This window comes from Rhodococcus sp. 24CO, from assembly GCF_050586165.1.
GTDB lineage: Bacteria > Actinomycetota > Actinomycetes > Mycobacteriales > Mycobacteriaceae > Rhodococcus_F.
The window spans coordinates 461247-486206 of the sequence record NZ_JAZFNF010000003.1 but is presented as its reverse complement, the minus strand read 5'-3'; the positions used below and the strand labels follow the sequence as shown (position 1 = coordinate 486206).

21 protein-coding genes, 1 tRNA gene and 1 other RNA gene are annotated in these 24960 nt (G+C 60.8%); 8 read left to right on the top strand and 15 right to left on the bottom strand.

The window, feature by feature from the left end; genetic code table 11:
- Positions 1-11: 11 nt before the first annotated feature.
- Positions 12-1226: an acetyl-CoA C-acetyltransferase gene (locus V2B23_RS09465; protein ID WP_033235863.1), complete on the bottom strand. Its 1215-nt coding sequence runs from the start codon at positions 1224-1226 to the stop codon at positions 12-14.
- Positions 1227-1368: 142 nt separating this feature from the next.
- On the bottom strand, positions 1369-3567 hold the full coding sequence (locus V2B23_RS09460) for a DNA polymerase III subunit gamma and tau (protein ID WP_430950105.1): 2199 nt from the start codon (positions 3565-3567) through the stop codon (positions 1369-1371).
- Between the two features lie 163 nt (positions 3568-3730).
- Between V2B23_RS09460 and V2B23_RS09455 the strand changes: the two genes are divergently transcribed.
- Both V2B23_RS09455 and V2B23_RS09450 read left to right on the top strand, forming a co-directional pair.
- On the top strand, positions 3731-5050 hold the full coding sequence (locus V2B23_RS09455; protein ID WP_430950104.1) for an ammonium transporter: 1320 nt from the start codon (positions 3731-3733) through the stop codon (positions 5048-5050).
- Between the two features lie 180 nt (positions 5051-5230).
- Complete coding sequence (locus tag V2B23_RS09450; protein WP_430950103.1) at positions 5231-6175, top strand: AraC family transcriptional regulator ligand-binding domain-containing protein; 945 nt, start codon at positions 5231-5233, stop codon at positions 6173-6175.
- A gap of 89 nt (positions 6176-6264) precedes the next feature.
- Here the strand turns inward: V2B23_RS09450 and V2B23_RS09445 are convergent, their stop codons facing one another.
- The 4 genes from V2B23_RS09445 to V2B23_RS09430 all read right to left on the bottom strand — a co-directional run bounded on the left by V2B23_RS09445 (position 6265) and on the right by V2B23_RS09430 (position 10200).
- Complete coding sequence (locus V2B23_RS09445) at positions 6265-7074, bottom strand: ABC transporter ATP-binding protein (RefSeq protein ID WP_430950102.1); 810 nt, start codon at positions 7072-7074, stop codon at positions 6265-6267.
- Positions 7074-7961, bottom strand: coding sequence for an ABC transporter permease (locus tag V2B23_RS09440; RefSeq protein WP_430950101.1), 888 nt, complete (start codon positions 7959-7961; stop codon positions 7074-7076). Before V2B23_RS09440 ends, V2B23_RS09445 begins: the two co-directional genes overlap by 1 nt.
- Positions 7958-8983, bottom strand: a complete 1026-nt coding sequence (locus V2B23_RS09435) for an ABC transporter substrate-binding protein (protein ID WP_430950100.1) — start codon at positions 8981-8983, stop codon at positions 7958-7960. The genes V2B23_RS09440 and V2B23_RS09435 overlap by 4 nt, the downstream gene beginning before the upstream one ends.
- 164 nt (positions 8984-9147) lie before the next feature.
- Positions 9148-10200 (bottom strand): 3-keto-5-aminohexanoate cleavage protein, encoded by a 1053-nt coding sequence (locus tag V2B23_RS09430; RefSeq protein ID WP_430950095.1) that lies wholly within the window; start codon positions 10198-10200, stop codon positions 9148-9150.
- A gap of 465 nt (positions 10201-10665) precedes the next feature.
- Here V2B23_RS09430 and V2B23_RS09425 point away from each other — a divergent pair, with 465 nt between their 5' ends.
- The 3 genes from V2B23_RS09425 (at position 10666) to V2B23_RS09415 (ending at position 13299) form a co-directional block, all read left to right on the top strand.
- Entirely contained in the window at positions 10666-11241 is a 576-nt protein-coding gene (locus V2B23_RS09425; RefSeq protein WP_430950099.1) for an RBBP9/YdeN family alpha/beta hydrolase, read from the top strand.
- A gap of 67 nt (positions 11242-11308) precedes the next feature.
- Positions 11309-12880, top strand: a complete 1572-nt coding sequence (locus V2B23_RS09420) for a long-chain-fatty-acid--CoA ligase (RefSeq protein WP_430950098.1) — start codon at positions 11309-11311, stop codon at positions 12878-12880.
- A gap of 32 nt (positions 12881-12912) precedes the next feature.
- Entirely contained in the window at positions 12913-13299 is a 387-nt protein-coding gene (locus V2B23_RS09415; RefSeq protein WP_430950097.1) for a carboxymuconolactone decarboxylase family protein, read from the top strand.
- A gap of 97 nt (positions 13300-13396) precedes the next feature.
- Here V2B23_RS09415 and V2B23_RS09410 read toward each other — a convergent pair whose 3' ends face one another.
- The 4 genes from V2B23_RS09410 to V2B23_RS09395 all read right to left on the bottom strand — a co-directional run bounded on the left by V2B23_RS09410 (position 13397) and on the right by V2B23_RS09395 (position 17880).
- Positions 13397-14719, bottom strand: a complete 1323-nt coding sequence (locus V2B23_RS09410) for an MFS transporter (RefSeq protein WP_430950096.1) — start codon at positions 14717-14719, stop codon at positions 13397-13399.
- Positions 14720-14887: 168 nt separating this feature from the next.
- Positions 14888-15940: a 3-keto-5-aminohexanoate cleavage protein gene (locus V2B23_RS09405; RefSeq protein ID WP_430950095.1), complete on the bottom strand. Its 1053-nt coding sequence runs from the start codon at positions 15938-15940 to the stop codon at positions 14888-14890.
- Positions 15941-15988: 48 nt separating this feature from the next.
- Positions 15989-16879, bottom strand: coding sequence for a TauD/TfdA dioxygenase family protein (locus tag V2B23_RS09400; RefSeq protein WP_430950094.1), 891 nt, complete (start codon positions 16877-16879; stop codon positions 15989-15991).
- 26 nt (positions 16880-16905) lie between these two features.
- Complete coding sequence (locus tag V2B23_RS09395) at positions 16906-17880, bottom strand: quinone oxidoreductase family protein (protein ID WP_430950220.1); 975 nt, start codon at positions 17878-17880, stop codon at positions 16906-16908.
- Between the two features lie 202 nt (positions 17881-18082).
- Here V2B23_RS09395 and V2B23_RS09390 point away from each other — a divergent pair, with 202 nt between their 5' ends.
- The gene (locus V2B23_RS09390; protein ID WP_430950093.1) at positions 18083-19111 is read left to right on the top strand and encodes an AraC family transcriptional regulator; all 1029 of its coding nucleotides are present in this window, start codon (positions 18083-18085) and stop codon (positions 19109-19111) included.
- A gap of 6 nt (positions 19112-19117) precedes the next feature.
- Here V2B23_RS09390 and V2B23_RS09385 read toward each other — a convergent pair whose 3' ends face one another.
- A complete protein-coding gene (locus V2B23_RS09385; protein WP_430950092.1) occupies positions 19118-20170 on the bottom strand; it encodes a YeiH family protein in 1053 nt (350 codons plus the stop codon).
- A gap of 101 nt (positions 20171-20271) precedes the next feature.
- Here V2B23_RS09385 and V2B23_RS09380 point away from each other — a divergent pair, with 101 nt between their 5' ends.
- Positions 20272-21180, top strand: coding sequence for a LysR family transcriptional regulator (locus V2B23_RS09380; protein ID WP_430950091.1), 909 nt, complete (start codon positions 20272-20274; stop codon positions 21178-21180).
- On the opposite strand, the gene V2B23_RS09375 is transcribed toward V2B23_RS09380, so the two are convergent.
- From V2B23_RS09375 to ffs, 4 genes are all read right to left on the bottom strand, one after another.
- Entirely contained in the window at positions 21181-21756 is a 576-nt protein-coding gene (locus V2B23_RS09375; protein WP_430950090.1) for an HhH-GPD-type base excision DNA repair protein, read from the bottom strand.
- A gap of 18 nt (positions 21757-21774) precedes the next feature.
- The gene (locus tag V2B23_RS09370) at positions 21775-23118 is read right to left on the bottom strand and encodes a glycosyltransferase 87 family protein (protein ID WP_430950089.1); all 1344 of its coding nucleotides are present in this window, start codon (positions 23116-23118) and stop codon (positions 21775-21777) included.
- 98 nt (positions 23119-23216) lie between these two features.
- The gene (locus tag V2B23_RS09365) at positions 23217-24509 is read right to left on the bottom strand and encodes an aminotransferase class I/II-fold pyridoxal phosphate-dependent enzyme (protein ID WP_430950088.1); all 1293 of its coding nucleotides are present in this window, start codon (positions 24507-24509) and stop codon (positions 23217-23219) included.
- 43 nt (positions 24510-24552) lie between these two features.
- An RNA gene (ffs, locus tag V2B23_RS09360) (signal recognition particle sRNA small type) lies at positions 24553-24652 on the bottom strand.
- Positions 24653-24787: 135 nt separating this feature from the next.
- On the opposite strand from ffs, the gene V2B23_RS09355 reads away from it, so the two are divergent.
- Positions 24788-24875 (top strand) — tRNA-Ser (locus V2B23_RS09355).
- Positions 24876-24960: the final 85 nt, after the last annotated feature.

Below are 24960 nucleotides of genomic sequence, written 5' to 3'. Positions count from 1 at the left end.
GTCCGGTCGCGTCAGACGCGCTCGATGATGGTGGCAACGCCCATACCGCCGCCGATGCACAGCGTGACGAGAGCACGCTTGCCACCGCGACGCTCGAGTTCGTCGACCATCGTGCCGAGAATCATTGCGCCGGTAGCGCCGAGCGGGTGTCCCATGGCAATTGCGCCACCGTTGACGTTGAGCTTCTCGTCCGGAATGTTGAGGTCCTTCTGGAACTTCAGGACGACGGAGGCAAAAGCCTCGTTGATCTCGAACAGGTCGATGTCGTCAACCGTCAGGCCCGCCGCAGCGAGAACCTTCTTTGTTGCCGGCGTCGGGCCGGTGAGCATGATCGTGGAATCGGCACCGCTGGTCGCCGTCGCGACGACGCGGGCACGCGGGGTCAAATTCATTGCCTGACCGGCACTCTCGGAGCCCACAAGCACCAGTGCGGCGCCGTCGACGATTCCCGAGCTGTTACCACCGTGGTGAACGTGGTTGATCTTCTCGACCCAGTGGTACTTCTGCAGTGCTACCGCGTCGAAGCCGCCGACCTCACCGACGACACTGAACGCGGGTGCAAGTCCGGCAAGGTTTGCCGCCGTGGTGCCCGGACGCATGTGCTCGTCGTTGTCGAGAACGGTGATGCCGTTGATGTCTTTGACCGGGACAACGGACTTGGCGAAGTATCCGCCGGTCCAGGCCTTGGCGGCCAGATCCTGCGAGCGGACGGCGTACGCGTCGACGTCGTCACGCGAGAATCCCTCGATGGTGGCGATGAGGTCTGCGCCGACGCCTTGAGGAACAAAGTAGTTGTCGTAGTTGGTGGCCGGATCCAGTGCCCACGGTCCGCCGTCCGAGCCCATCGGGACCCTCGACATGGACTCGACGCCACCGGCGATCACGAGCTCGTCCCAACCGGAGCGAACCTTCTGGGCCGCCATGTTCACGGCTTCCAACCCGGACGCGCAGAAGCGGTTGATCTGCACGCCACCGACGGTGTCAGGCAGCTTCGCGTCGTTGACAGCGATGCGCGCCATGTCGGCACCCTGATCGCCCACCGGTCCGACGATCCCCAGGATGAGATCGGAGATCCGGTCTTCGTCGAGATCGGGGAAGCGCACGCGCAGTTCCTGGATCAGACCCGTGACCAGCGAAATCGGCTTGACCGAGTGCAAAGACCCCGTCTTCTTGCCGCGGCCTCGCGGGGTACGGATGGCTTCATAAATGAATGCCTCTGTGGTCACTGTGAGGTGTTCCTTCCGTCTAATTCGTCGAACCGGCCTGCAGTCAGACCTCGGGTCCATCCACTGTAGAACGTGTTCCAAATTATTGGGAAGGACCAAAGCGATCGTGCTTGATGACCGAGGGGATCAGACGGAGCGACACCTACTCCAGCTTGCGTGCTCCCAGGACGTCCTTGAGCAGTTCCTTTGCCACTTCCTCCGGGTCGCGACGGGTTGTCGGATCGGCAGGTTGCGCAGCCTCCGCGAACATCTGCTTTTCTTCTTCCGGCGTTGCCGCGGCAGGTGTCGCTTCGTAGTCGACCTCGGGGGCCGGTCCAGGGTCGTCCGGGTAATCCGGAGCCTCGGGCGGCGGAATGTCGTCGGAACCGCGATCTGTGCCCTGCGGCCGCGGAGTCGACGCTGGGGCCTTGGCCGCGCGCTCCTGGCTTGGCCGCGAGAAGCGCGGCGCTGCTGCCGGGCGAGCCGGAGCCTCAGCAGCCTTGGCTGCCGGACCCGAACCGACCGGGACAACCGGTGCACCCTCTTGGTATTCCACTTGCCAAGTGCCACCGAACATTTCGGAAAGCACTTCACAGATGACCGCCGCATTGTGCGGGCTGGTGACACGCGCACCGAGCACTGGAGTGACATGCGCGATCACCAATACGTGGCCACGCACATCGTGAACCGTCGCGGCGGACAGCATGGCCGGTAGGACCTTGTTTCGTTCACCCACCTTGTTGCGCAACGTATTCCACGACTCACGCAGCGTTTCGACAGTCGGGCCTGCCGAAACTGGGGCCGCGACCGGCACCTCCTCCGCAACCGGAGCAGGCTCGGGTTCCGGTTCGACAACCGGAGCGGGCTCGACAGCGGGCTCAGGGGCAGGTGCAGCGGGCTCAGGCGCAGGTTCGGGTGCAGGTTTGGGTGCAACAGCCTCAACTACCGGAGCAGGTTCGGGTTCAACAATCGGCTCGGGCGCAGGTACAACCTCGACCACCGGCGCGGGAGCAGGTTCAGGCGCGGCCTCTACTACCGGCGGAGGTGTCGGCGCTGGCGGCACAACCTCCGGTTCCGGCTTGCGCTGTGACGGACGCTGGAACTTGGACTCCACAACAGGCTCGGGAGACGGCGTCGGCACAGCATGAACAGCCGGCGGAGCGGCAACATTGGACGCCGCTGCACTGGAAACTGGCGCGAAACCTGCTGCCGGGATACCTCTTTCGACTTTTTCCAACCGCTGCAGCAGAGCCGATTCAGAATCCGACGCCGATGGCAGCAGCATCCTCGCGCACATCACTTCGAGCAACAGACGAGGTGCGGTGGCGCCGCGCATTTCACCCAGCCCGGCATGGACGGTCTCGGCGAAACGCGTAAGGGTGGCCGGTCCGACCTTCTGAATCTGTTCACGCATGGTGACCAGTTCAGCTTCGGGTGCGTCGACCAATCCTGTTTCGGCGGCGTCGGGAACTGCCTGCATCAGGATGAGATCGCGAAGACGTTCGAGAAGGTCGAGGGCAAATCTGCGGGGATCGTGGCCGGCGTCCATGACGCGTTCGACGGTTCCGAACAGCGCAGCACCGTTACTGGCGGACAGTGCGTCCACAGCCTCGTCGATGAGGGCTACGTCGGTAACGCCCAGGAGTGAGAGAGCCCGCGGGTAGGTAACGCCTTCGTCACCGGCTCCGGCAAGTAGCTGATCGAGAACGCTGAGGGAGTCACGCGGCGATCCGCCACCGGCCTTGATGACCAACGGATAGACAGCCGGCTCGACAGCGACGTTCTCTTGCGCACACACGTTCTCGAGGAGCCCGCGCATAGTGGACGGTGCGAGGAGCCGGAACGGATAGTGGTGCGTACGCGACCGAATGGTCGGAAGGACCTTTTCCGGTTCCGTGGTGGCGAAGACGAAGATGAGATGCTCCGGCGGCTCTTCCACGATCTTGAGGAGCGCGTTGAAGCCTGCCGCCGTGACCATGTGGGCCTCGTCGATGATGAAGATGCGGTAGTTCGACTCGGCCGGCGCGTAGAAGGCTTTGTCGCGAAGCTCACGGGTGTCGTCGACACCACCGTGGCTCGCGGCGTCGAGTTCGGTGACGTCGACGTTGCCGGAACCGCCCGGACCGAGCGCGATGCAGGAATTACACACGCCACACGGCGTCGACGTCGGGCCTTCCTTGCAGTTCAGTGAGCGCGCGAGAATGCGAGCCGACGACGTCTTTCCGCAGCCACGGGGGCCGGAGAACAGATAGGCATGGTTGATACGCCCTGCGTCGAGGGCGGTGCTCAGTGGTGCGGTGACATGTTCCTGCCCCACCACCTCGGCGAAGGACGCCGGTCGATACTTCCGGTACAGGGCCACGCGCAAAGACTACCGGCGAGGTACGACAGCTCGCCCGGTGCGGGTGCAACCCACAGACGTATACGAAACATGTTTGCAACATGGTCGCATCGCTGTGGAAACCACACGCACTCATCGTGGATGCCGAGCATGTGGACAGGTCCGCATGTGGGAGGAGAAAACTGTGCCCGCCACCATCGACGCCGGAGCAACCGCCTGGTTGCTCATCAGTACCGCACTCGTTCTACTGATGACCCCGGGCCTTGCCCTGTTCTACGGCGGCATGGTCCGCTCGACCGGCGTACTGAACATGATCATGATGAGCTTCGTCTCCATCGCGCTTGTCACCGTGGCCTGGCTGTTCGTGGGCTACAGCCTCGTATTCGGCGACGACCACGGCGGCATCATCGGCGGACTCGAACACATCGGGATGGCAGGTATCGACCCGTCGACCGTGCACGGGAACGTTCCGGAAGTGCTGTTCGCGACCTTCCAACTGACGTTCGCCATCCTGACCGCAGCACTGATCAGTGGCGCAATCGCAGACCGGGCAAAGTTCTCCGCCTGGATGATCTTCGTCCCGATCTGGTCCCTCCTCGTCTACGCACCAGTCGCTCACTGGGTGTGGAATCCGGACGGTTGGCTGGCTCGGATGGGAGCCCTCGACTACGCGGGCGGCTTGGTCGTCGAGATCGTCTCCGGTGCGTCGGGCCTCGCTCTGGCTCTGGTCCTCGGTCAGCGCATGGGATTCAAAGCCGAGTCGATGCGCCCGCACAACCTTCCCTTCGTCCTGCTCGGCGTCGGCCTGCTGTGGTTCGGGTGGTTCGGTTTCAATGCCGGTTCCGCTCTAGCCGCCGACGGTATGGCCGCGCAGATTTTCCTCAACACCCTCGTCGCCGGTTGCACCGGCCTGTTGGGCTGGCTGTTCGTCGAGCAGAACCGCGACGGCCATCCCACGACCTTCGGCGCCGCGTCGGGCGTCGTTGCCGGCCTTGTGGCAATTACGCCGTCCTGCGGAACCGTCAATATGTTCGGGGCCGTGATCATCGGTCTGATCGCCGGCATCGTCTGCTCCTATGCCGTGGGCTGGAAGCACAAGCTCGGCTACGACGACTCCCTCGACGTGGTCGGCGTGCACCTCGTCGGCGGCGTCATCGGATCCTTGCTGATCGGACTCCTCGCGACGGCCGTCATGACCGGCGGCCCCGAAGGACTCTTCTACGGTGGCGGTCTTGCACAGCTCGGCAAGCAGTTTGTCGGTGTTGTCGTAGTCGCGCTCTACGCCTTCGGGGTTACCTACGGACTCGGCAAGCTGATCGATCGAACCTTCGGCTTCCGCATCTCGCGCGAAGACGAGGCCCGCGGAATCGACGTCGCGATGCACGCCGAGTCCGCCTACGAGCACGGCGTCCTCGGACACGGTCCTATCGGTGGCCAGAACCCCAGTCCGTTCCTTCAGCGTCAGCGTGAGGAACGTGGGGAACGAGAGCGCGACCGGGACTGAAGTCAGGGGTCAGCGGGGATCGCTACCTGGTGATGGTCATCGGAAGGTGGGCGTCCTCAGTCCGCCAGTGACCGCATTGACAGATCGGGTCGATATCCTTGACAACATGGGACACCACGTCGAGAGTTCGGGCCGTCGATGCTGAGGCTGCGTAGTGCTGTTCTGAACGGATATGTCGAAGTGGCACAGTCGGTTGGACTGAATCCTCATCCCCTGATGCGGGTTGCCGGGATCGACCCCGCCTCGTTTGCCGCGACGCAGGGATGGATCGCGGCGAAGTCCGTGAGTGAGCTGCTCGAGCTCTCCGCATCACAATCGGGTTGTGACGATTTCGGCCTCAGAATGTCCGTCGATCGCGGTGTGTCGAACCTCGGTCCGGTGGGCCTGATCGCGCGCGAGGAGCCCGACGTACGGAGCGCGATCGGAATTGTTCTGCGCCACATGAAATTACACAACGAAGCGATCTGTCTCGATTTGACAGAATCTCGCGGCCTGGCCACGATTCGGGTGACGCCGATGGACGGGATGATCCTGGGACAGCAGTCGGTGGATCTGGTTGTCGCGTCGACCCTACGAGTTCTGTGCGATTTCCTGCCCGACGAATGGCTACCGATATCCACCTGTTTTACGCATGCTGCACCCGCCGACGACGAGATGCACATTCGCATCTTCGGCCCGTCCATCCACTTCGATCACGAGATTGACGGAATCATCATCGCAACAAGCGATTTGGATGCGCCAAATCGACTGTCCAACCCAGTATTGCGGCCATTCGCCCAAGAATATCTCGGATTGCTCGCACCGCCGGAGAACCCGTCCCTGGCCGGACAGGTCCGAGACCTGATCGCCACACTGCTACCAACAGAGCATTGTTCGGTCACGCGTATCGCGCGCAGTCTGGGGATGGACAGACGGACACTGCATCGGCGATTGGCGCAGTCGGGTGAGACGTACTCGTCGATACTCGATGCGGTGCGACGCGATCACGCCACCTTGTCGATCGAGCGCGGGGATCGCTCCCTCACCGAAATCTCGGTGGAACTCGGATTCTCCGAATTGAGCGCCTTCTCGAGGTGGTTTCGCCAACAGTTCGGGTGCAGTCCGAAGGTCTGGTCGCAACAGTAACTCGGGGCAGTTCACCGCCCGCACTTTCAAAAAAGCGGCGCGGCGGCCGGCCTCATGGGCCAACCGCCGCGCCTACTCGAAGTGCGGAATCAATGCGAGTTCAGAGTTGCACGCAACTCCCCCAACATATCCCGAAACTCCTTGCTACTTTCCAATCCCGCTTCGTCACGAGGTCGATCCATCTCGATCTTCATGTCCACCACAACCTCACCGGCGCGCATGGCAACTACCCGATCCGCAATGAGCAATGCCTCGTTCAGATCGTGTGTCACGAAAACCACGGTCTGCCGTTCCTGGCTCCACACATCAAGGAATTCGTCGCGAACCACGTCCCGGGTCTGCGCATCCAGCGCCGAGAACGGCTCATCCATGAGGATCAATGCCGGCTTCATTACCCACGTCCGGGCGAGGGCCGCACGCTGACGCATACCCTGCGACAATTGCCACGGGTACCGGTCCGCTGCAGCCTCGAGCCCGACTCTGCGCAGCATCTCCATCGACCGCTCACGCCGCTCGGCCTTTCCGACATGCGCAAGCTCCATACCGAGCTCCACATTCTGCCTGGCCGTACGCCACGGATACAGCGCGTCACGGGCAAACATGTATCCCATCTCCGAACGCGCCTGCGCCGGACTGGTGCCCAGCACCGAGACGGAGCCGGTAGTCGGATGAATCAATCCACCCATCAGATTCAGAGCTGTTGTTTTTCCGCAGCCACTATGGCCGACCAGTACCAAAAGCTCACCCCACTTTCCGGTGAGCGAGAGATCCCGAACCCCGGAGAAGGTGCTCGCACCAGCTGGTGTGTAATCCAAAGTTGCAGAACGAATCTCGAACGCAGGGCCCTCGACGGTAACGGCGTTGTCGGTTCCCACAGCTTTCACTCCTGTATACGTCATCATGCGTCCTGTGGAGGTTGCCAACGAAGAATCGACTTCTCAATACGTCCGGCGCCGGCATTGAACACTGCCGCGATCACTGCCAGAACGATCAGCGCGGCGTACACCGTGCCGAGGTCGAAGGCAGCTGAGGAAGCCGAGATCTGCTGCCCCAAACCACTTGTCGAGGCGATGAGCTCCGCGCCGACTACGCCGAGAAGCGAGTAGATCAGTCCTAGCCGAAGTCCGGCGAAGATGGATGGCACAGCCACCGGCAAGAGCACTTTGTAGAAGCGTTGCCACTTGCTCGCGCCCATGACCACGGACAGCCGAAGCAATTCGGAGTCCGCACTCGAGACGCCGGCCCTCGTGTTGATGGTGATGATGAAGACAACGAGCGTAAATGCCAGGACGATTTTCGAGGTCGAACCGATACCGAAGTAGATGACGAACACCGGAGCAAGAGCGATGCGCGGCATCGCATTGATCGCGTCCAGGAACGGAGAGACCACCGCTTCGACGCTCGGCGCGAGCGCGAGACCGATGCCTGCGGCAATACCGACCACCGCACTCAGAATCAAAGCGATGAAGGCCGCGGACACGGTCGACCACAGGTCAGGCCAGAAGGTGCCCTTCTCCTGCCAGGCCAGAAAGGCCTCCCACACGAGCTTCGGGTTCGACACGACGAGCTTGTTCTCACCGGCGTAGTTGTAGCTGATCTGCCAGGCAGCCAATATCGCGATCAGCAGCGCTATCTGCACCGCGAGTAATGATCCGCCGGAAAGTTTGGCCTTGGCGCCGGTAGCGCCGACAACAACCTTCTTACCTTTCGGCTTCTTTTCCTCTGGTGGGACGGGTTGAAGTACCGCGTCGACGCGCGTCGACGCGACGGCAGCGGGAGGGGTCATCGCGGATCACCACCCGTGCACGGCTCGTAGACCGAGCTGGCGAAATCCGGGGCAACGGGAGCCGGCGAACCAGCCAACTCGGCTTGCGCTTCCCAAGATTCCTGCGTGATGCTCATCGGCAGATACGTCGATTTCAGTGCATCCCAGGCTGCCGGTCCCCCGGCAGGCGAGACACCGATCAGCTCGGACATCCATTTGCCCATCGCCGCAGCGTTATTGGGATCCTGCGCAAAATCGTAGGTGTCCCACATCGCCTTGCAGTAGTTCAACAAGTCGTTCGGACGTTGCTCAATTGTGTTGCAAGACGCCGAGGGATATCCCTGAACAAGAGAGGAAAGCGCATTCCCGGGCTTGCCGATAATGTCCGTCACGCGCACTACTTCGGATTCGGGCAACTGCTCGGCCATAGTGGGGCCGTAGTAGAGAACGTCAACCTGCTTGGCCTTGAACGCCTGGATTGCTGTGGCCGGCGCTCCGACTCCCACAAACGTGACGTCCTTGGCCGGGTCCAGACCGGCATAGTTGAGCAGCTGCGTGATCCACAGTTCCATGCCGGACCCACGGGAAGTGACACCGATGGTCTTGTCTTTGATGCTCGCCATAGTGGTGTTGGGATCGGTGGGGTCACCGGCGATCTCGGTGCCTGGCTGCGCAATCACATCCATCGTGTTACCCAGCGTGGAGCCCAAAGCCTTTGCGCAGGCGCCCTTGTCGATTGCCGGCCACAAAGTCCCGGGCACCATGGTCCCGACAGTGATGTCGTTCGAAATGACCGCGGCGGAGAGGGCGGTGGTCAAGGAGGGAGGCATCAGTTCGACGTCGACCCCACGCTTGTCGAAGAAACCCTCGTTTTCAGCGACGACGGTGAGCAGATCGCCTGGCACTCCCTGAGTGATTCCGATCTTCATGACGGAGCCGTCGGCAGAGGCAGAATCACTGCCGCAGGCACCCAAACTGAATGCGGTCGCTGTAGTGGCGGCGATGACCGTCGCCTTCCGTGCCCAAGAACGTTGTGAACTCATCTGACTTTTCTCATACCCTTAGTGTCTTGTGAAGGTAGTCGCTACGAACCGGGATGCGAGCCAACACAATTGGTGTGCGCGAAATGCGCCGGCGGCTGTATCGAGCATGTCCGGGGCACGGCAGTACTGGCGTGCCCCGGACAAACATGCAGGTTGACGAAAAATCAGGCGTGGTGGGTGAAACCCAACTGACCCGGCCGACGATTGGGCGCATAACCCAACTTCGCCAACGTCTCATCCGTATCGGCATACGCCTGCCCGATCCGATAGATATCGCGAGCTTCCTTACCCGTGGCCACCTCACGACCCAACTCACCCGCAATACGCACCAACTGCTCGATCTGCTGCACCGACGTCATCTTCTCGCCCTTACGGCCCCAGATCGTGTCCTCGTTACCGCACCGCGCATGCAACCCCATCGCGATCGCCATCGTATTCACCGGCAACACACTGCGCATCAAGGTCTCGAGCGTCAGACACGCACCATCAGGAACCCGCGAAACGAAATTCATCATGTTGTACGGATTCGGCCCGTCGAACCCACCACCGATCGCCACCCACGTCACATTCACCGGACCCGTATAGATCCCACGCCGAATCAACCGCTCCACCGTCTCGAGCTGCGGAATACTCGACAACTGGAAATGCGGCTGAATCCCCGCCTCCTGCAACCGACGCAAATGCTCCGCCACCCACTCCGGACCCGCCGGAACCGTCATCTCCCGATACGTATTCGCCAACTCCGGACGCTCCATCGACGTCCCCGCAATATCATCAGCAGTCATCAACTCCATGATGTTCATCTGCGAAGTATTGATCGCAATCGTCACCTGATCCGGAGCCGGATCCAACGTCGCCAACATATGCCGCACATCATCGGAAAGCCACTTCGCATCCGCACCCTCACCTTCCGGCGCAAACGAAATCGACCCACCCACCTGCAAAATCATCTCCGGCACAGCCTCACGCAAACGACCCAACAACTCGTTGAACTTCGAAAGCCGCTTCGAACCCTTACCGTCAAGCTCACGAACATGAATGTGCAACACCGTCGCACCCGCGTTGTAGCAATCCACCGCCGTCTGAACATGCTCGTCCATCGTCAACGGCAGATCCTCCGCAAAATCATCCGGCTCCCACTCCGGGCCGTACGGCGCAACAGTGATGACCAGCTTTTCCTGGGCCTCGGGAAACAATGCGTCGTCATGAAAATGCATAACAAAACTCCAATCGGATGAGAGCTGAGAAATGGGGCGCAGCCCGAGACGACGTCAGTGTCACCGCGTACCCGAAGGTCGTTGCATCACAACATGAATCGTCCCGTTCCACTCGAATGCCTGTGATTCGTCGCGCACTCGAGCTTTCTGGTGATGGGGATCACGATAGCTGTGTCGAAGCCATCAAACTTGACGTATTGAGACAGGATCATTGACCCTTGGGGGCAGTCGACATCCGTGTCGACACCCGCTGACAGCGTCCCGAAACGTCAATAGCCTCGTCCCATTATGTCAAATGCCGATGGGTATATTCGACTATCGTGACCCCGATACAAGAGGGGTCAAGCACCACGTAGATCGCGCCGTCACAACATGACTCGGATTTCGTCCCCGGCGATCAACCACAGCGGCAGACCCGCGCCGGCGCTACGCCCTGAACTTCACCAATCAACCCCGGAGACGGCAATGACCAACCCTTCCACGAACGCGCCCTCAGTCCCCACCGTCGTGATCGTGCCCGGGCTACGCGACCACGTCGAGGAACACTGGCAGACCCTGCTGGAAAACAAACTCGACCGGGTTCGTAGCGTGCCTCCGCTCGAGGAGGACAAGCTCAGCCTGACTGCGCGGATCGCAGCCCTCGACGCAGTGATCAGCGAGATCGACGGACCGATCGTGCTTGTTGCCCACAGCGCCGGCGTCATGATCACCGTTCACTGGGCTCTACAGACGAATCGTCCGATCGTGGGCGCCCTGCTGGCAACTCCTTCGGACCTGGAACGCCAACTACCCGAGGGATATCCGATGCTGGAGGATCTCAGCAACAACGGATGGTTGCCCATTCCCCGCCGCCAACTGCCGTTCCCGAGCATTGTCGCGGTGAGTTCGAACGACCCGCTGGCCGATCGGCTCCGGGTGGCCAACATGGCCGAGGTCTGGGGCAGCCGTCTGGTCGACCTCGGCGACGTCGGGCACCTGAATCCTGCCTCCGGGTACGGGGAATGGCCGCAGGCCGAGGAATTCATCGACGAGCTGACCTAGGTTCGTGAGGACATGGTCTCGTAAACGCCGGCCTGAGCCCCTACCTACACTCGAAGGAAACGCAGCGATGCTCAATTTATCTGCATTACTGGAAGATTCGGCGCGGCGATATCCGGATCGCGACGCCGTCGTTCTCGGCGACGAGCGCCAGTCCTACGCGGAACTGAACCGCCATGCCAACAAGATCGCAAGCCTGCTCGTGACCCGAGGCGTGCAGCCCGGCGACGCGGTTGCGCTCTCCTGCCCGAACATCCCCGCGTTCCTCGCGGTGTACTACGGCATCCTCAAGGCTGGTGCGGTGGTGGTACCGCTCAACATCTTGCTGAAGGGCCGGGAGATTGCGTACCACCTCGACGACTCCGACGCGAAAGCCTACTTCTGTTTCGAGGGAGGCCCCGATCTGCCGATCGGCGAGTACGGACACAACGGGTTCCAGGGTGCGCCCGCCTGCAATGACATGTTCCTGATCACTGCCGATCCGCATGTGCCGTCGCAACTCGCGGACGTCGTAACCGTGGCCCAGGCGATCATTGCAGAGCCTGACGCATTCGAAACCGTGGTGCGCGAACCGGCGGACACTGCAGTGATTCTCTACACCAGCGGAACTACCGGAGCACCCAAGGGTGCGGAGCTCACCCACTCCAACATGGTTCTCAACGCACTCTGTGCCAATCGCCTCTTCGACAGCACCCCAACACAACTCGATACGTGCCTGATCACACTCCCGCTGTTCCACTCCTTCGGCCAAACCGTCGCCATGAACTCTGCACTTTCGGTGGGCTCAACGCTGGTCCTGATGCCTCGGTTCGAGGCCGCCGCTGCACTCGCGTTGATGGAGCAGGAAAACATCACGGTCTTTGCCGGCGTGCCCACTATGTACTGGGGTCTTCTCGGCGCGCTCGACGGAGGAAATGTGGATGTCGAGAAGATTGCGCGGAACATGCGCAAGGCGATCTCCGGCGGCGCAGCGTTGCCCGTGGAGATTCTCACCCAGTTCAAAAGGCAGTTCGGAGTCCAGATCCTCGAAGGCTACGGGCTGTCCGAATCTTCGCCGTTAGCACTGTTCAGCGACCCGGAACGTGATCCTCGGCCGGGATCAATCGGAGTCCCGATCTGGGGCATCGAGGCGCGACTTGTGGACAAGCACTGGAACACCGTCACCGGCCAGGATCAAGTCGGTGAGATCGCTCTGCGCGGCCACAACGTCATGAAGGGCTACTACAACCGCCCCGCCGCCACTGCCGAAGTCATGCATGACGGCTGGTTCCGCACCGGCGACTTGGCCCGCGTCGACGAAGACGGCTTCTACTACATAGTGGATCGCGCGAAAGACCTGATCGTTCGCGGCGGATTCAACGTCTACCCTCGCGAAATCGAAGAAGTCCTCGTGACCCACGACGCCGTTTCGCTCGCTGCTGTAGTCGGGTTGCCGGACGAGAGACACGGCGAGGAGATCAAGGCGTTTGTCATCCTCCACCCGGCGGCGCAGATCACAGCGGACGACCTGATCGCGTGGTCGAAAGTCCAGATGGCCAGCTACAAGTACCCCCGCCATGTCGAGTTCGTCACCGAACTTCCGATGACCGCGACCGGGAAGATTCTCAAGCGCGAACTCGTCCACGCCGCGACGGCCCGCTAAACCTGCTCGAACCGAACAACAACGGAGGAATGATGACCGAGAACACCAGCAGCTATCCAGTAGTCGAGGCGATGAAGGCCGGCGGCGGCTGGAATACGCTCTGGGACGGGTTGTACGACATGGACCCGAACTGGACCGAGCTGTACATGAAGATGGCGATGGAGCCGTACCAGAGCGGTGTTCTCTCACCGAAAGTTGTTCAGCTGCTATGCATCGCCGTCGACGCCTCCGCCACCCACATGTATGCACCGGGTACCAGGCGCCATATCCAGGCAGCCCTTGACATGGGGGTGACGCCGCAGGAGATTCTCGAAGTGCTCAAGCTGGCTACCGTGGTGGGTATCCACTCGTGCAACGTCGGCGTTCCGATTCTCGTAGAGGAGATGGCAGCACACAAGCAGCGTCAGTCCGACAACTGACTTTGACAGTTCCTTTGTGCCACAACACTAGCTGGCAGATAAATGGGCACCTACTCGCAAATAGCGGGTAGGTGCCCATTCGAGTGGCAACGACGGATCAAGCATCCATTGCAGGCGCCTTCTGAAGATTCTCCAGACGACGAATACCGGCCGGGTATGCACGCTTGCCCGCAACAAAGGCAACCACAGCGGCAATGTAGACCAAGGGCGAAAGCTGCAGTGCTCTCAGGAGTCCCAGGTGGTCGGCAAGGATGCCGATGACAAAGGGACCGAGCGCCAGTCCGAGAAGATTGTTGGCGACTGTCAGTGTTCCCATGGCCGATGCACGGATCGAATGATGCGTGAGGTTGGCGACCATCGCCGCTGTCGGACCCGAACAGCCGGCGGAGAAGAACGCGCCGATACCCAACAGCGCGAGTTGCGCTGTGCCCGTGCCTAACCGGAGGCCGATACCCAAGGACACCAGCGAGATTACACAGTAGACGATCGCTGTGGTCCACTTCTTTGCCGAGTTGTCGCGGCTGAACCGGTCGGTGATGAATCCGCAGACCACCATGCCGCTGCCGACCAGGAGAACGAACACCGAGGCCATGACACCGGCCTTGTCCGGCGCAAGATCGTAGTAACGGTTGAAGAAACTGGGCAACCACGCCAGAAGTACAGCGGCCGTGAACATCTGCAGCCCGCCACCGATGTAGGCAAACAGCACCGCCGGATTGGTGAACAATGTCGATACCGGCGCCCGGTACCCGTCCGGTTCCACTGCAGCGCCGGCCGAACCCTCGACAGCGTGAGCGGCCAACTTCTTCTCGGTAACCAGAGCACGGAACAGCGCGACGAGGATGAGACCGAAGATCGCCATCGCCGCAAAGGACCAACGCCAACTGAACTGAACGGCAATGAACCCACCGATCGCAACACCGATCACCGAACCGAACGAGCCGCCGGCCATGAAGGCACCGGCCAGCATTGCATGCACTCGCGGCGCAAACACGCTGAGCACCACGGCAATACCGACACTGCCGTAGGCGGCTTCACCAACACCGACGAGGAAGCGCGCACCAAGCATCTGTTCATAGGACTGGGCAATCGCGCACAGCAGAGTAGCGACACTCCACAACACGGCCATCAGGATCAGGCTCTTGACGCGGTCCCAACGATCGGCCAGGAGTGAGAGCGGGAACGTCAGCAACCCGACCATCAGCGCGACAACACTGCTCAACGACGCCAGGTGCGAATCGGAGAGATCCCAATCCGCTTTCAGGATCGGGAAAACCGCGCTCAGGACCTGCCGGGACATGTAGTCCGAGAGCAGCAGGCCGAAGGCCAGCGCAAAAACGATCCAGGGGTATATCTTTCGCCGTCCACCGCTGCTGGGTGCGGTGTCCACACTCAGCGTGGAAGTAGCTTGTGATCCCATGATTCTCCTTGGAGCATTCGAGGAAGGAAGACGACGGCGGAACCCTGGCAAGTTATAAGTGTCCGGAAATCGCCTGATGGACAGAAGGTTCGGAAATTCAGTAGCTCATGTTCTGGGGATGACTCGGGGGCATGAACTGTCACAGCTCATGCCCCCGGAAAATTACCGTCAGGCGTGGTGGGTGAAACCCAACTGACCCGGGCGACGATTGGGCGCATAACCCAACTTCGCCAACGTCTCATCCGTATCGGCATACGCCTGCCCGATCCGATAGATATCGCGAGCTTCCTTACCCGTGGCCACCTCACGACCCAACTCACCCGCAATACGCACCAACTGCTCGATCTGCTGCACCGACGTCATCTTCTCGCCCTTACGGCCCCAGATCGTGTCCTCGTTACCGCACCGCGCATGCAACCCCATCGCGATCGCCATCGTATTCACCGGCAACACACTGCGCATCAAGGTCTCGAGCGTCAGACACGCACCATCAGGAACCCGCGAAACGAAATTCATCATGTTGTACGGATTCGGCCCGTCGAACCCACCACCGATCGCCACCCACGTCACATTCACCGGACCCGTATAGATCCCACGCCGAATCAACCGCTCCACCGTCTCGAGCTGCGGAATACTCGACAACTGGAAATGCGGCTGAATCCCCGCCTCCTGCAACCGACGCAAATGCTCCGCCACCCACTCCGGACCCGCCGGAACCGTCATCTCCCGATACGTATTCGCCAACTCCGGACGCTCCATCGACGTCCCCGCAATATCATCAGCAGTCATCAACTCCATGATGTTCATCTGCGAAGTATTGATCGCAATCGTCACCTGATCCGGAGCCGGATCCAACGTCGCCAACATATGCCGCACATCATCGGAAAGCCACTTCGCATCCGCACCCTCACCTTCCGGCGCAAACGAAATCGACCCACCCACCTGCAAAATCATCTCCGGCACAGCCTCACGCAAACGACCCAACAACTCGTTGAACTTCGAAAGCCGCTTCGAACCCTTACCGTCAAGCTCACGAACATGAATGTGCAACACCGTCGCACCCGCGTTGTAGCAATCCACCGCCGTCTGAACATGCTCGTCCATCGTCAACGGCAGATCCTCCGCAAAATCATCCGGCTCCCACTCCGGGCCGTACGGCGCAACAGTGATGACCAGCTTTTCCTGGGCCTCGGGAAACAATGCGTCGTCATGAAAATGCATAACAAAACTCCAATCGGATGAGAGCTGAGAAAAGAAGGGGGTGGACGATCAGAACGGTGCGTCGCCGACTATTCCGGCGCGTTCCATCTTTCGAACAGCAGGCCAATAGTCCTGCACTGCATAGTGTTGCGTTGAACGGTTGTCCCAGATTGCGACACTGTTCTCGGTCCAGCGCCACCGAACCTGATACTCGGGAATCTGAGCCTGACTTGCGAGGTAGTTGAGCAAGTTACTCGAGCCAGGAGCGAAGTCGATGCCGTATCGAATGTTCTCCGGTGTGTGGTAGTTGACGAGGTGCGTCGCAAACGAATTGACAAAAGGAATCTTCTCGCCGGTCTCGGGATGCGTTCGCACAACGGGATGTTCGGCGTCCGGAAAGCGCTCCTTGAGCTGATGGCGCTGTTCGACCGGCATCCTGGCACCGAAGCTCGACTCGATACTGTGCCGGGCTTTGAGGTCCTTGATCTGGTCCTTGATGCCGGCAGGCAGATTGTCGTATGCCAGTGCCATGTTCACCCAGATGGTGTCACCGCCGACGGGTGGTGTTTCCACACAACGGAGTACGCATCCCATAGGTGGGTTCACGCGCCACGTCGCGTCGCAGTGATAGGCATTCTCGAAATGCTCCGGCGGACTGTCGAGGTCTTTGTAGATGCGGACCAGACCGGGATGGTCGGGATCGCTACCCAGCGCGGGATGGTCCTCGAGGTCGCCGAAACGTTGTGCCAGTTCTACGTGCTGCGCCCGGCTGAAGTCCTGGTCACGGAAGAACAGAACCTTGTGCTCGAGCAGGAGCGCTTTGATTTCGGCGAACAAAGCGTCGTCGCGGGCGACAACGCCGAGGTCCACTCCGGACAGCTCGGCACCGATGGAACAGGTCAGTTTCTCGACAGTGATCGAACTGGTGGCCGTATCGATCAGCGTTGCAGTGTTACTCATGACGATTCCCCTTTCGACGGATGGCGTCAGACGGTGAAGACGGAGGAACCGATGCTGCGACCGGATTCCAGATCGTGGTGCGCGCGCACCGCATCTTCGAGTGCGTACCGCTGATTGATTCCGATCTTGATCCGACCTTCTTCGACGTGTGAGAAGAGTTCGGCGGCCAGTTCGGCGCGCTCCGCCGGATCGGCGATGTAGTCGGCCAGGGCCGGTCTTGTGACAAAGAGAGATCCCTTGACCGCCAACTGCATTGCATTGATCGGCGGCGTCGGCCCTGATGCGGTTCCGAAGCACACCATTAGCCCTCGGCGTGCCAACGAGTCGAGTGAGACCTCGAACGTGGACTGCCCGATGCTGTCGTAGACAACCGGCACACCGACACCACCGGTGATCTCCCTGACCCGCGCAACAACATCTTCGCGGGTGTAGATGATGACTTCGTCGCACCCGTGCGCCAGGGCAACTGCTGCCTTCTCGTCTGTGGAAACAGTTCCGATCACCTTGATGCCCAGCAGCTTTGCCCACTGAGTGAAGATCAAACCAACTCCACCTGCCGCAGCGTGAAGCAGAACGGTGTCCCCCGATTTCAGCGGGTAGATGCGGCGCAGAAGGTAAGCCGCTGTGAGGCCGCGCATGGTCATCGCTGCTGCCGTCTCGAAATCGATACCGTCAGGCAGCGCGATCAGGTCGGCAGCCGGCATGATGCGCTCGGTGCTGTACGCCCCGAGCGGACTGCCGGTGTAGGTCACCCGATCCCCCACACTGAAATCGGCAACACCCGCACCGACGGCCTCGATAGTGCCTGCCCCCTCGACGCCCATGCCGGCAGGCAACTGCGCAGGGTAAAGGCCACTTCTGAAGTACGTGTCGGCGAAGTTGAGGCCGACGGCGCCGTGGCGAATCCGGACCTCACCGGCACCGGGCTGACCGACCTCGACCTCTTCCCAACGCATGACAGACGGGGTGCCGATCTCGTGGAATCGAATGGCGTGTGCCACGATGCTCTCCAATTCTATGGACATACCCGACCCGATAACAGTCGAGCTGTGTTCGTACGCAACAACTTCCAGAAGCTACTTTCGACTTCGGGGTCGCGATCTGATGAGAACAACACTATGTGAGATCCGGCTCACATGCTTAACTGTACGAGACACGTAACACAACATTTCGGGACATTTAGTCAAGGGACCAGGAGACCTCGTGAAGCCACTCGCCCGGTATGCGTCGCTCAACCGCTACGTCGACCTGTGTCGCTCGGTCCACATAGATGCCGTCGACCTGATGAGGAGCGTCGGCCTCGCTCCGGCAAGCCTGGCCAACCCTGATCAGTGGGTGCCCGCGGCCACGATTGCCGCACTCCTCGAACTGTCCGCAGCGGAATCCGGACGTGAGGATTTCGGCCTCCTTCTTGCCGAACTCCGCCGACTGTCCAATCTCGGGCCGCTTAGCCTGGTCATCAGGGAAGAGCCCGACGTCAGGAGCGCGCTGGATGTCCTGATCCGGTACGAGCACACCTACAACGAGGCACTTCGCATCCGACTTACCGAGGTCAACGGGTTGGCAACCCTGCGGATCGGCCTGGAGGTCGGCGATCCCGCCACTACGAGGCCTTCCGCAGACTCGGCCAACACCAGACAGACCGTCGAACTCGCCGTCGGCGCAACCATGCAGATTCTGCGGAGCTTGCTCGGGCCTGCCTGGCAACCTGTGAGCGTCGGATTCACGCACAGTGCCCCGCCCGACACCAGTACACATCGACGAATTCTCGGCAACGCCGTGGACTTCGATCACGAGTTCACCGGAATTGTGTTCTATGCCAGCGACCTGGACGCCCGGAACGAACTGGCCGACGAGCTTCTTCGCCCGTACGCGCGGGCGTTCCTCGACTCGCTTCCTGCAGCAGATTCCTCCAATACCCTCAGCCGTACAAGGGAATTGATCGAGGTTCTGCTCCCCACCGGCCGATGCTCCGTCGAGCATGTGGCTCGAAGCCTCGGTTTCGATCGGCGAACCCTGCACCGCCATCTCGCCGAATCGGGTGATACCTTCACGGCCGTTCTCAATGCGGTTCGCAGCAGCCTCGCACAACGTTTAGTGTCCAACCCACGCTATTCGTTGACCGACGTCGCCGTACACCTCGGATTTTCCACTCAGGGAAGCTTCTCGCGGTGGTTTCGCACTCAGTTCTCCATGAGCCCCAGCGAATGGAAAGCCCAGCGCCGAGGGTGAACCCGATCAGCTGACCAGCACAACACCGACCAACGCGATCAGTGCCACCCAGACCGTCGACAGTGCAGCCAACACGAATGGACGCACACCAACTCCGCGGATCACACTCAATCGCACACCGAGTCCGAGGCCAAACATCGCGGCAGCCAACAAAGCCGTCTGCACCGTCTTGGCCACGTCGAGAAGCGCCTCCGGGAGAATCCCCGTTGAACGCAGCCCCATGAATGCGATGAAGGCCAAGGTAAACAGAGGCACCAACGGTGGCCGCTTCACCTGGGGATTCGAATCGTCGGACATGGCACGTTGACGGATACTCAGGAACGCCATCACGGGCGCCAGCATCAGTACACGCGCGAGTTTCACAATGGTGGCAACACCCAATGCGGTGGCACCGAGAGCACTGCCGGCGGCAACAACCTGCGCAACCTCGTGAATCGACCCACCGGCCCACATACCCGCGCTGACGTCATCGAGTCCGAAACTCCTCGCCAACAACGGAATTATCGGAATCATCAACGTTCCGAAGATCACCACCAGCGCTACCGCGGTAAGTAACTCTTCTTCTTTTGCATTCACCACGCCATCCGCGGCGGCCACAGCTGCGGCGCCGCAGATCGAGAAGCCGCACGCAATCAGAATTCGCTGCGTCCACGACAGACCCAAAAGCTTTCCGGCATACATTGTTCCAGCGATGCCGAGAACAACGATCGCCACAACAACGCCGATCACTCCCCAGCCGAGACCGACGATGTCGCTGAACATCAACTGCAGACCGAGCAAGGCAATGCCGATTCGCAGCAGTCGTTTCGACGAAAATGTCAGTCCCGGCTGAAATTTCGCCGGCAGGGTGACAAGATTCGCCACGATCGCGCCGGCGACGATGGCAATCAGCAGTGGGCTGACAGCGGAAAAGAGCCGCCCGACCCCCAGCGCGATTGCCGCACCGACCGCGCACAGAGCCACTCCGGGCACGAGCGCAGTGGTACTCGCCCACCGCCGCACAGGCGCCGGCGAGGCGACGGCCGGTTTGTCGACCACGGACTTCACATCGCTGTTCACTCGTCCAGAGTCCGCCAGAAATCATTGGTCCGGTAGCTCGATTTCTACTATCACGGCATATCAATACGATATGCCCAGTTAATTGGGTATAGCCTGAACGCATGACCCGACGCTGGCCGGACCTCACCACGCTCGAACTCCTGGTCGGCGTCGACGATCACGGAAGTCTAAGCGCTGCAAGCCGTCTCGCGCATATCGCGCAGCCCAACGCCAGCCGCGCGATCAAAGCGCTGGAACGCCAACTCGGCATGCCCCTGATCCACCGAAAATCAACCGGGGCGACGTTAACCCCGCAAGGTACCGTCATCGTCCATTGGGCCCGGCGTGTCCTGGCCAATTCGACACAGCTACTCGACGTGGCCGAAGGAATGCGGACCGAGCGATCGGCAGAGTTGACGGTCTGCGCCAGCATGACTGTTGCCGAACACCTGATCCCGGCGTGGCTGGGCACTTTTCGTGGGTTACACCCCGACGTGACCGTGCATCTGCAGGTCTATAACTCGACGCGTGTCATCGAAGCGATCGACGTGGGAATGTGCGATCTCGGATTTGTCGAATCCCCGACTGTGCCAAGGCACCTACACAGCATCACCGTCGCCCGCGATTCACTGGTGGTCGTTGTCGATCCCGATCACGCGTGGGCCCGTCGACGTAAACCACTCACCATCGGCGAACTGGCTATGACCCCGTTGCTGGTCCGCGAGCCAGGGTCTGGCACTCGGACCACTCTCGATGTTGCGCTTTCGGAGTACGAGCGCGCGACGCCCCTTCTCGAACTCGGTAGCTCGGCCGCCATCCGCACCAGCGTCCTCGGCGGTGTCGGACCGGCAGTGCTGAGCACTCTTGCAGTCAGTGAGCAGGTGAAATCGGGTGACCTGCGGGTTGTCGAAGTGGACGGCCTCGACCTCGCCCGCACCTTGCGAGCCGTATGGCGGCCGCCGCGGCAACTCGAAGGGCCGGCAGGCGACTTGGTGAAGCTGGTGCGGACAAGCGGTACGCAGTTCGGCTGACTATTTTGCCTTTGCTGCGGCCTTGGCTGCTTTCTTGAACTCGCGGACCTCGAGAAGCGTCTGCTCGTCGACCACGTCGGCAATGGACCGCCGCGACCCTTCGAGTCCGTAATCCCCGGCTGCTTCGCGCCAACCGTCAGGCTGGACCCCGATTTGTTTGCCCAGCAGCGCCAAGAAGATTCGAGCCTTCTGATCGCCGTAGCCGGGTAGCGCCTTGAGTCGTTTGAGCACTTCCTTGCCGTTCGGATCACCCGACGTCCAGATCGCAGCGGTGTCACCGTCGTACTTTTCGACGATGAACTGGCACACGGATTGGATACGTTCGCCCATCGACTTCGGGAAACGATGGACTGCCGGAGTCTGCGCGCAAATCTCGATGAATGCGTCCGTGTCCATGTCCGCAATACGACGGACGTCGAGACCGTCCATCCGATCCGCGAGCTTCTTCGGCCCCAGAAATGCGGTCTCCATCGGAACCTGCTGGTCGAGCAACATTCCGAGCAACAAGGCCAACGGGTCCTCGGAGAGGAGAGCATCCGCGTCGGGGTCACCGACGAGGTTCAGATGAAGTGCCATACATCCGATCCTGCCATGTCAGGCCGGTACGTCTGCAGCTTCCAGATTCGGCACTGTCCATTTCTTCCAACCGAACACGATCAGCGTCATGGCAGCGGCCACGACAAACACCCACAGATAGACGGCCACCATGGCGATTCGCAGGTAGTCGGGCGAGGGCAGCATGAACATTCCCATGCCGATAAAGCGGTCGGTGCCCTGCATATCCGCCGCGGGTATCGGCCACGTGTGCGACCAGTTCAGGACGGGTAGGAGGAACACGATCGGCACGACCCAAGCCCAGATCTTCTTCGACGCCATCGCGTAGTGAGAAGCCAGAATCACCAGCGGAACAAACCACACCCAGTGGTGACCCCAGGAAAAGGGGGACACGGTAGTGGCGGTGAGTCCAGTCATGGTCAGCCCGAGCAACTTCTGTCCGTTGCGGTGAGCAATCCACGCGGCTCCCAGACCGAGGCACACGGCCACCACGCTGCACCCGAGAACCAGCACCTTCGACGGCGCCGGCGTTTGTGTCACCTGAGCGATCAATCCCGACACCGACTGATTACTCGGTGAGTCGGTTCGTCCCACCCGGTCACTGTCGAAGAGCGTGCCTGTCCAGTACGTCAACGCGTCGTTGTACATCACGATGAAACCCAAAGCCACTGTCGCGGCGAACGTGATCACCGCAGTCACCAAGGCGCGCCACTGCTTCGTGATGAACAGGTACGCCCAGAAGAATGCCGGAGTCAGTTTGACCCCCGCCGCGATCCCGGCGCCGATACCCCGAAGGCGACTTTTCTCGTCCCGGCCCAAATCCCACACGATCAACAGCAGCAGGAAAATGTTGATCTGCCCGAGCCACAGCGTCGTACGTATCGGTTCCATGAACAGGAAAATGACGGTGGCCAACGCGCTCACCGCATACGTCTTGACGCCGAGGCGGTAGCCGAGATATTTCCAGCACAGCACGACCACCGCAAAAAGCGCGAGAACGTTGAGAACGGTCCACACGACAATCGCCTGTTGAAACGTGAGCACTGCCCACACCGTGAACAGGATCCCCGCGAACGGGGTGTACGTGAACATCATTCCCTTGAGAACCGGACCGTCGTACAACGGCAGTCCCTGCACCACAAAACTGCCGCCGTGGCGGTAGACGTCGAGATCGAGGAAATTGTGGAATATACCCCAATAGATCACGTCCATCGGAACACCGAACAGGACCATCAAGACAGAAGCGACAGCAAGCGCTGCGAGAACGACAAAGCCGATCACACCGACCCGCATTATTCGCTGCGGAGTCGCCTGCCGTAATTCAGATCCCCCTGAACTCATCTCCACCACAGCACTTTCCGAAGCATTGACTGCACCCGCCACGTACAACCTCCGGATATGCGCCAATGTCAGGAACTGGTGCACCGAACGCTACAAGAGATGACCGGCGCCCACGACTTGGGCGCGCCGCCACGGGCGACTCAGCTTTCGGTGAGACGCGATTCTGTTGCCGCCAACAGGACACACGTCGCGACACCGTCCATGGCAACCTCGAGATCCCCGAGTGAAGGGAAACTCGGGGCCAGACGGATGTTCCGATCATCCGGATCCGTGCTGTACGGGAAGGCAGAACCGGCCGCAGTGAGCGCAATACCGGCATTCTTCGCGAGTTCGATGACGCGCTTTGCCGTGCCGTCGACAACGTCGAGGCTGATGAAGTAGCCGCCCTTCGGCTCGGTCCACGACGCGACCTTCGACGCACCCAACCGATCCTCGAGGATCTTCAGAACCAATTCGAACTTGGGCGCGAGCAATTCGCGATGCTTCTCCATGTGCGCGCGAACACCATCCGCATCACCGAAGAACCGCAAGTGGCGGAGCTGGTTGACCTTGTCCGGGCCGATACTCTTCTTACCGAGGTGCTTCTGGTACCACGCAAGGTTCTCGGCAGAGCCACCGAAGAAACTGACACCGGCACCGGCAAAGGTGATCTTGGACGTCGACGCGAACACCAGCGGACGGTTGGGATGTCCGGCTTCTGCAGCCATCGTCAGAACGTCGTACGACGGTGCGATCTCACCGAACAGCGGGTGAACCGCGTACGCATTGTCCCAGTACAAACGGAAATCAGGGGCCGCGGCCGGCATCGACGCCAGCTCAGCGACGATCTCTTCCGAATACACCGCACCGGTCGGGTTGGCATACACCGGAACAACCCACATGCCCTTGATCTGCGGATCCGCGGCAACCAGTTCCGTGATCTTCGCAACGTCAGGACCGTCATGGTTCATCGGGATCGCGATCATCTCGATGCCCAACGACTCGGTGATCGCAAAGTGGCGGTCGTAACCGGGAGCCGGGCAGAGGAACTTGATCTTCTCTTCGCGCGCCCATGGCTGCGCCGAATCAGGAGTGCCGTGGAGCAGTGAGAACACAACGTTGTCGTGCATGATCTCGAGGCTCGCGTTGTTGCCTGCGAGAAGGTTGGCAACAGGAATGCCCAGCAGCTCGCCGAAGATCGCACGCAGCTCCGGCAGACCCGTCAGGCCACCGTAGTTGCGGCAGTCGGTGCCACTACCGTCGCGGAAATCACCGTCGCCCGGCAGCGCAAGCAACGCTGCGGAAAGGTCGAGTTGCTCAGGCGAAGGCTTACCGCGAGTCAGATCGAGGACGAGCTTCTGGGCCTGGAGCTGCGAGTACTTCGCGCTCTGGCTCTCATGCTCGGAGGTGAGTTCTTCATGGCTCATCAACCCGATCTGGGTTTGGATAGGCATCCGGAGCGGCCTTTCACCGACGAGGCGGGGTCGGGATATGTGAAAAAAATAGAGGACCCCGCGCACCCGGCAGAGCCCGTTGACCCTTGCTGCCTTCCGGCCCTGGGGGAGTTCACAGGATGCGCGCCGCGCGGGATCCAATGAACAGTGTAGACGGCCTTCCGGAACCTTGGGACACCACCCGCCGCGTTTTGGCCGACAGCCGGATTTCCGCCACATAACCGCAGGTCAGATACCCGTTTAACGCTTCAGGCGTTCTCTTGGGTATGCTTCTCCACGGAGGATTCGCCTAGTGGCCTATGGCGCTCGCCTGGAACGCGGGTTGGGTTAACGCCCTCAGGGGTTCAAATCCCCTATCCTCCGCCAACGGGAAAGGCCCGTGACCAGCTAACAAGCTGATCACGGGCCTTTGTCGTATGCGGCGATGCAACGGGATATGCAACAAGGCCCC